This window comes from Candidatus Sodalis sp. SoCistrobi (assembly GCF_900143145.1).
Classification (GTDB): Bacteria; Pseudomonadota; Gammaproteobacteria; order Enterobacterales; family Enterobacteriaceae; genus SoCistrobi.
In genome coordinates, this window is sequence record NZ_FRDB01000158.1 from 1 (window position 1) to 7,094 (window position 7,094).

At 58.0% G+C, this 7,094-nt stretch carries 7 protein-coding genes; 1 reads left to right on the top strand and 6 read right to left on the bottom strand.

From position 1 onward, the window contains the following. Positions 1 to 142 precede the first annotated feature (142 nt). From CINSTRO3249_RS11015 to cysJ, 3 genes are read right to left on the bottom strand one after another with little or no spacing between them, the layout of a single operon-like run. On the bottom strand, positions 143 to 877 hold the full coding sequence (locus tag CINSTRO3249_RS11015) for a phosphoadenylyl-sulfate reductase (protein ID WP_074013320.1): 735 nt from the start codon (positions 875 to 877) through the stop codon (positions 143 to 145). A gap of 14 nt (positions 878 to 891) precedes the next feature. Beyond that, entirely contained in the window at positions 892 to 2,583 is a 1,692-nt protein-coding gene (cysI, locus tag CINSTRO3249_RS11020) for an assimilatory sulfite reductase (NADPH) hemoprotein subunit (protein WP_074013321.1), read from the bottom strand. Further along, positions 2,583 to 4,394, bottom strand: coding sequence for an NADPH-dependent assimilatory sulfite reductase flavoprotein subunit (gene cysJ / locus CINSTRO3249_RS11025; protein ID WP_074013322.1), 1,812 nt, complete (start codon positions 4,392 to 4,394; stop codon positions 2,583 to 2,585). The genes cysI and cysJ overlap by 1 nt, the downstream gene beginning before the upstream one ends. A gap of 335 nt (positions 4,395 to 4,729) precedes the next feature. Between cysJ and queD the strand changes: the two genes are divergently transcribed. Beyond that, entirely contained in the window at positions 4,730 to 5,092 is a 363-nt protein-coding gene (queD, locus tag CINSTRO3249_RS11030) for a 6-carboxytetrahydropterin synthase QueD (protein ID WP_074013323.1), read from the top strand. A gap of 157 nt (positions 5,093 to 5,249) precedes the next feature. Here the strand turns inward: queD and queE are convergent, their stop codons facing one another. From queE to CINSTRO3249_RS11045, 3 genes are all read right to left on the bottom strand, one after another. Continuing rightward, positions 5,250 to 5,921 carry a 7-carboxy-7-deazaguanine synthase QueE gene (queE, locus tag CINSTRO3249_RS11035; RefSeq protein ID WP_074013324.1) on the bottom strand — a complete coding sequence of 224 codons (672 nt, stop codon included), beginning with the start codon at positions 5,919 to 5,921 and terminating at the stop codon, positions 5,250 to 5,252. 187 nt (positions 5,922 to 6,108) lie between these two features. Next, positions 6,109 to 6,816: a phage integrase gene (locus CINSTRO3249_RS11040; protein WP_254304351.1), complete on the bottom strand. Its 708-nt coding sequence runs from the start codon at positions 6,814 to 6,816 to the stop codon at positions 6,109 to 6,111. Positions 6,817 to 6,865: 49 nt separating this feature from the next. Then, a partial coding sequence (locus tag CINSTRO3249_RS11045; protein WP_143146879.1) for an integrase core domain-containing protein occupies positions 6,866 to 7,094 on the bottom strand: 229 nt, incomplete at its 5' end.

The window sequence follows — 7,094 nt, forward strand, 5'->3', positions numbered from 1 at the left end:
TCATATGCTGTTTAACCAGCGTCTGATATCGGCGGGTAAGGCGAGAGTCAATCCCGCCAACAGATAGGTTGAAATCATTCTGCAAAGTAATAACAGGTATCACGATAAATGTGTAGATACCTATGCCCCTAGGGGCAGGATCTTAGCCTTCATGCAGCCCGCATTCGCGTTTCAACCCGAAAAAGCGCGTCTCTTCTTCGCTCATGCCGGGCTCCCACTTGCGCGTGGTGTGGGTGTCACCCACCGACAGGTATCCCTGTTCCCACAGCGGATGATAGCCGAGGCCGTGACGGGTGAGATATTGGTACACCTGCCGATTATCCCAATCAATAATCGGCAGCAGCTTGAAGACGCCGCGCTGGACTGCCAGCACCGGCAGGTGGGCGCGGCTACCGGACTGCTCGCGCCGCAGCCCCGCAAACCAGGTCCCCGCGCCCAGCGTCGCCAGCGCGCGGTTCATCGGCTCCACCTTGTTGAGCTGGTTATAGCGCTCGATCCCCTCAACGCCCTGCTCCCACAGTTTACCGTAGCGCGCTTCCTGCCAGGCCGGCGAGGTGGTGGCGCGAAAGATTTGCAGGTTCAGCCCCAGCGTCTCGGTCAGCTCATCGATGAAGCGATAGGTCTCCGGGAACAGATAGCCGGTGTCGGTCAGGATAACCGGAATATCCGGACGCTGGCGCGTGACCAAATGCAGACTGACCGCGGCCTGAATGCCAAAGCTCGATGACAATACCGCTTGCTCCGGCAGATGCTCTAGCGCCCAGGCAACCCGCTGTTCCGCCGTTTGGCTTTCCAACTGCTGGTTCACCGCTGCCAGCGCCGCCGTTTGCTGCGCTTTGTCCAGCGCATTCAATTCGCCGAGATCCCAATCGCTCATGCCATTCTCTCCGCTTAATCGTAAAAGTAGCGCGCCGAATCCACCACCGGGCGCACTATCCCGGCCCGCACCACATAATCGCCGTAGGACTCCTGCGGCTGACGCTCGCGCGCCCAGCGGCCCGCGGTGTCATCGATGATGCTCAGGATTTCGTCTTCGGTGATATTTTCCCGGTACATGCGCGGGATCCGGGTACCGATGCGATCGCCGCCCAAGTATAAGTTATAGCGGCCGATGGCTTTCCCCACCAGCCCGATTTCCGCCAGCATCGCCCGGCCGCACCCGTTCGGGCAGCCGGTCACGCGCAGGATAATCTCGTCATCCGCCAGCCCGTGTCCCGTCATGATGGTCTCCACCTTGCTGACAAACTGCGGCAGGAAACGTTCCGCTTCAGCCATCGCCAGCGGACAGGTGGGAAACGCCACGCAGGCCATGGACGCCTTGCGTTGGGGGGTGACCTCATCGTTAATCAGCCCGTGCCGACGCGCCAGCGCCTCAATAGCCGCTTTGTCCTTCTTATCGACGCCGGCAATGATCAGGTTCTGATTGGCGGTCAGGCGGAAGTCTCCTTTATGCCTGCGGGCAATTTCCGCCAGACCGGTTTTTAGCGTGCGATCCGGATAATCGAGGATGCGGCCGTTTTCGATAAACAGCGTCAGGTGCCATTGGTTATCGATCCCCTTAACCCAGCCGAAGCGATCGCCGCGTTCGGTAAAGGCGTAGGGCCGGATAGGGGCAAACTGCACCCCCGCGCGCACCTCCACCTCTTCCCGAAACGCGCCAACGCCTTCGCGCTCCAGGGTATATTTGGTCTTGGCGTTCTTGCGGTTGGAGCGGTTACCCCAATCACGCTGCGTGGTGACCACCGCTTCAGCGATTTTCAGCGTGTCGTCCAAAGCGATAAAACCAAATTCGCTGGCCTTGCGCGGATAGGTGCTCTTATCGCCGTGGGTCATCGCCAGGCCGCCGCCCACCAGCACGTTAAAGCCGACCAATTGGCCGTTATCGCTGATGGCAACAAAATTGAGATCGTTGGCGTGCAGATCGACGTCATTGAGCGGCGGCACCACTACCGTAGTTTTAAACTTACGCGGCAGATAGGTCGGCCCCAGGATCGGCTCCTGGTCGGTGGTTTCGGTCTTTTCGCCGTCCAGCCAGATTTCCGCATAGGCGCGGGTTTTCGGCAGCAGATGTTCGGAGATTTTCTTCGCCCATTCCCAGGCCTGCCGGTGCAGCACCGATTCCACCGGATTGGAGGTGCACAGGACATTGCGGTTGACGTCGCCGGCGGTAGCGATCGAGTCCAGCCCCAGACGGTGCAGCAATTGATGCATCCCTTTCAGCTCCGGCTTTAGTACGCCGTGAAACTGGAAGGTTTGCCGGGTGGTCAGACGGATACTGCCGTAAAGGGTCTGCTCGGCGGCGAAGGCGTCGATGCCCAGCCATTGTTGCGGCGTGATCACCCCGCCCGGCAGGCGGCAGCGCAGCATCATGTTAATCAACGGCTCCAGCTTCGCCTCGGCGCGCAGATCGCGATCGTCTTGCTGGTACATGCCGTGAAAGCGGATCAACTGGAAATTATCGCCATTGAAGCCGCCGGTCAGCCCGTCCTGCAAATCTTGCGCGATGGTGCCGCGCAGAAGACGGCTTTCACCTTTTAACCGCTCATTGTCGGAAAATTTGGCTTTCGGTTGTTGTTCGCTCATCAATAGACATCCCGCTGATAACGGCGCTCAATGCGCAGCTCACTCAAAAATTCGTCCGCCTGCTCCAGGTCCATGGCGCCATGCTCGGCCACCACCGCCACCAGCGCCTGCTCGACATCACGGGCCATACGATTGGCGTCGCCGCAGACATAGATATGCGCACCCTGCTGGATCCAGCGCCACACTTCGGCGCCCTGCTCGCGCACTCTATCCTGCACATAGATCTTTTCCGCCTGATCCCGCGACCAGGCGAGACTGATTTTGCTCAACAGCCCCTCTTTGACATAGCGCTGCCATTCCACCTGATAAAGAAAATCATCGGTAAAATGGGGATTACCGAAAAACAGCCAGTTCTGGCCCGGGGCGCCGTCGGCTTCGCGCTGCTGCAAAAAAGCGCGGAAAGGCGCAATCCCGGTGCCCGGCCCTATCATAATCACCGGTGTATTGGGATCGCTCGGCAAGCGGAAATTATCGTTATGCTCGATAAATACCCGCAATTCATCATCTTCTGCCAACCGGTCGGCCAGATAGCCGCTGGCGCCGCCGGTGCGCGGTCGGCCATCGATCTCGTAACGCACCACGCCGACCGTGATATGTACTTCCTCACCGACCTCCGCCTGCGACGACGCGATAGAATACAAACGCGGCGTCAGCGGCCGCAGCAGGGACAGCAACTGCTCGGCGCGCAGCTCGATGGGCGCACGGCGCACCATGTCGACAATCGGCGTCGCCAGCGCAAACTGTTGCAATTGCGCTTTATCCGCCACCACGGCCAACAACGCCTCGTCCCGGGCGAAAGCGGCATAGCCTGCCACAATGGCCGGGGTGTTTTGCGTCAGCTCGTAATGCTTTTGCAACGCCTCGGCAAGAGGCAGCGTCTGCCCGGCCACCGGCACCGGCTCATCACCCTTGAGCCACAAAAGCGCCAGCAGTTCACCGATAAGCGCCGGATCGTTTTCGTACCATACGCCCAGCGCGTCGCCCGGCTGATAACGCAGGCCGGAATCGGTCAGGTCAATCTCCAAATGGCGCACATCTTTGAGCGACTGACGGCTGGTGATCTTCTGGCTTACCGCCAGATGGGCGGTGAGCGGCGCCTCTTTGCTGTAAGGACTGGAATCCACCTCGTTGACGTTGCCGCTGGCCGCCAGCTGCTGCTGCGCCGGGCTGGCAACGGCCACCCGCGACTTCAGCTGTTCCACAATGGCGGCACGCCAGGCCTCGGCCTGCGCCTGATAGTCCACATCAGCATCCACGCGATCATACAGGCGCTGCGCCCCCAGCTCCGCGAGCCGGCTGTCGAAATCTTTGCCGGTTTTGGCAAAATGCTCATAGGAGCTGTCGCCGAGGCCGAAGACCGCGAATTGCGTCGACGGCAATGCGGGTGCTTTTTTGGAAAACAGGTACTTATATAATGCAACCGCTTCTTCCGGCGGATCGCCCTCGCCTTGGGTGGAGGTCACTACCAGCAGCAATTTCTCCTGCGCAATCTGCTTGAATTTGTAGTCGCCGGCGTTAATCAGCACCACATCAAGCCGGGCGGCGATGAGATCATCGCGCAGCTGTTCCGCCAACCGGCGCGCGTTGCCGGTCTGGGAGGCGCTAAGCAGCGTAATCGGCGCCGCCGCCGGGGCTGCCTGCGGCTGCGCCGCGCTAACGCCGGCGGGCTGACCTTCCGCCACCCGCCCCCAGAAATAACCCGAAATCCAGGCCAGCTGCAGGGGAGATAAATCACCGGTCGCTGTCTGTAAGCGATCCAGCTGCTCCGCGCTAAGCGGCAGCACTGTGGTAGGGGGGACCTGTTTCGTCATGGGGGTAGGCAGTTCCTTGTGCCGGCACGCCGGGCCGGGCCATAAAGATCATTAGAGTTTGTAAGGTTAACCATTCGCCGTACCACAATAAAGGATGCGATATGAATAATAACTAAACATCATAAGGTATAAATAAGGTTAAACTTACCGGAATTATCGATAGAACAGGTCCGCCGGAAGCGCGTACACTTTACCCTGGGAAGGGCGCCGTTAGCGGTGCGCTGGCCATCGGGAGTACCGCATTTTGCGCGTCAGGGGTTGCCGGCGGCGCCAGACATGGCATCATAGCGCGCTAACCGTTATCATGCAGTTAATGTAGTTGAAGAGAAGCGATAGTGATTACCACGTTATATAAAGATTTTACCTTTGAATCCGCCCATCGTTTGCCCCATGTCCCCGCAGGGCACAAATGCGGCCGGCTGCATGGCCACTCTTTCTTGGTGCGCCTGGAAGTGACCGGCGAAGTGGATCCCCATACCGGCTGGATCATGGATTTCGCCGAGTTGAAAGCCGCCTTCCAGCCGATCCTGGATCGATTGGACCACTATTATCTTAACGAGATCCCCGGCCTGGAAAATCCCACCAGCGAAGTGCTGGCGCAGTGGATTTGGCAACAGCTCAAGCCGCAGCTGCCGCTGCTAAGCGCCGTAACCCTGAAAGAAACCTGTACCGCAGGCTGCGTCTATCGCGGTCGGTGACGTGCACCACGCCCAGCCGGTCAGCGCCATCGCGCCGGACGGTCGCCCGCCCCCGCGAGGCGGGGCACGGTCGGTCGGTATCGGGTCCAGAGGGTATCGCGGACTACGCACCCGCGCGGCCCCCGCTCTCCCGGACAAAGGACGCGGCGGGCCCCTGTCAGGCGATATTGAGGTATTTGTGGGTTTGCATCGACAAGCGCCAATTACGGGCGATACAGGTGTCGATACACAAGCGGGTAGCCGCCTGTTTCTGACTGATGGGCTGTAGCGCGATAACCCGCTGCTTGGCATCGTGCAGGGTCGCCAACAGCGCGTCCAGCTCATCGATATCACGCTGGCGCGCCACCGGATGTTTGATTTCATCGCTGCGGCCCAGCGCTTGCGCCAGCACCGGCAATCCGCCCCGCATGTTGATTTTCGGCGATACTGTCACCCAGGTTTGCGGCGTGCAGTGCACGTCCTGGGTTCCGCTGGTTTCAATCTGGCAGCTAAATCCCTGCTGCTCCAGCGCGTGGGTCAGCGGCATCAGATCATGCAGGCACGGCTCGCCGCCGGTTATCACCACGTGGCGGGCGGTCCAACCCTGCTCGATGATAAGCGCGATGATCTCTTCCGCCGTCAGGCTGGCCCAGCGGCTGCTGTCGGCGGTTTTCAACGGGATCTCCCCCGCCGCTACCCTGTCGGCCTCGTCCTGTTGCCAGGTATGTTTGGTATCGCACCAGCTGCACCCCACCGGGCAACCCTGCAGACGAACAAATATCGCCGGCACGCCGGTAAAGTAGCCTTCCCCCTGGAGGGTCTGGAAAATTTCATTAAGCGGGTACTGCATAACGTTCTCGTGATGACGGCTGCGGATAAGACTGAGTATTGTCTGCCCGGCGGAAATCGCCAGCCGTTTCCGGTTGGGGCCACAGCGGTGAATAAAAAAAGCCCGCCGAAGCGGGGTTTTGACCCCTAGGCATTGCTAGGGATTAAGCCTATTTTCAATGACTTAATCCCTGTTTGGGGTCTAGTGATTAACCATTAGAACCCATAAGTGTGGATGGAATGTGGATGTTCCCCCTCAGCGGATTCAGCGCGATGGCATCTTGCAAATAGTCTGGAGCAAGATGTGCATAGGTCATGGTCTGCTGAATATTTGCATGACCCATTATCTTTTGTAGCGTCAAAATATTACCTCCGTTAATCATGAAATGCGCAGCAAATGTATGGCGGAGTACGTGAGCAGCTTGACCTTTGGGCAAGTCAGGTTTGACTTCTCGCAACATTTTTCTGTACTCGCTATAATTCACGTTAAACAATGTTCCTGATGCTTTGATTTTTACGGCTTTGATCACCTCATCAGAAATGGGGACAGAGCGAACCTTGCCGTTCTTGGTCTCCGTAAAAGTGGCCCTTTTGTGCTGGATGTGCTCAGCTTTCAGACTTGTAGCCTCTCCCCATCTCGCACCTGTACTAAGACACAAAATAGTGATCCGCTGCGCATCCCCTTCCGTAGCTTCTAACAAGCGGGCTATCTCCTCGCTCGTAAGATAGGTCATCTCGGGTGTTTTTTCTTTGAGAGCGGAAAGCGAACGTATGGGATTATCGCCATAATATTCATTTGCATCAATAAGCACCCGAAACATGCTGCTAATAACCGTTTCGTCACGATTAACTGTTGATGCCTTGCTACCATCATGCAGTCTCTGAGTCCGCCATTCTTTCATGAAGCGTTGATTCAAGCGGCTTGTTGAATAACCCCGAGTTTATTAGAGAGTAATTTTGGCAATACTACGCCGCTTCCTCTGATGCTAATTGCAAAGCGTAATAGTTCATTTCGGCTTCAGTAGGAGGGATGTAACCCAGCCGCCCGAGCAGCCTTCTGTTGTTGTACCAGTCCACCCAGTCCAGCGTGGCCAACTCCACTTCCGTCCGGTTTTTCCAGCTCCCGCGGTGGATAACCTCCGTTTTGTACAACCCGTTGATACTCTCTGCCATCGCATTATCGTAGGAGTCGCCG

Excerpts from the sequence above, each read along its gene's own strand:
- queE (WP_074013324.1), bottom strand. The coding sequence starts at position 5,921 with ATGCAGTACCCGCTTAATGAAATTTTCCAGACCCTCCAGGGGGAAGGC.
- cysJ (WP_074013322.1), bottom strand. The coding sequence starts at position 4,394 with ATGACGAAACAGGTCCCCCCTACCACAGTGCTGCCGCTTAGCGCGGAG.
- CINSTRO3249_RS11015 (WP_074013320.1), bottom strand. The coding sequence starts at position 877 with ATGAGCGATTGGGATCTCGGCGAATTGAATGCGCTGGACAAAGCGCAG.
- cysI (WP_074013321.1), bottom strand. The coding sequence starts at position 2,583 with ATGAGCGAACAACAACCGAAAGCCAAATTTTCCGACAATGAGCGGTTA.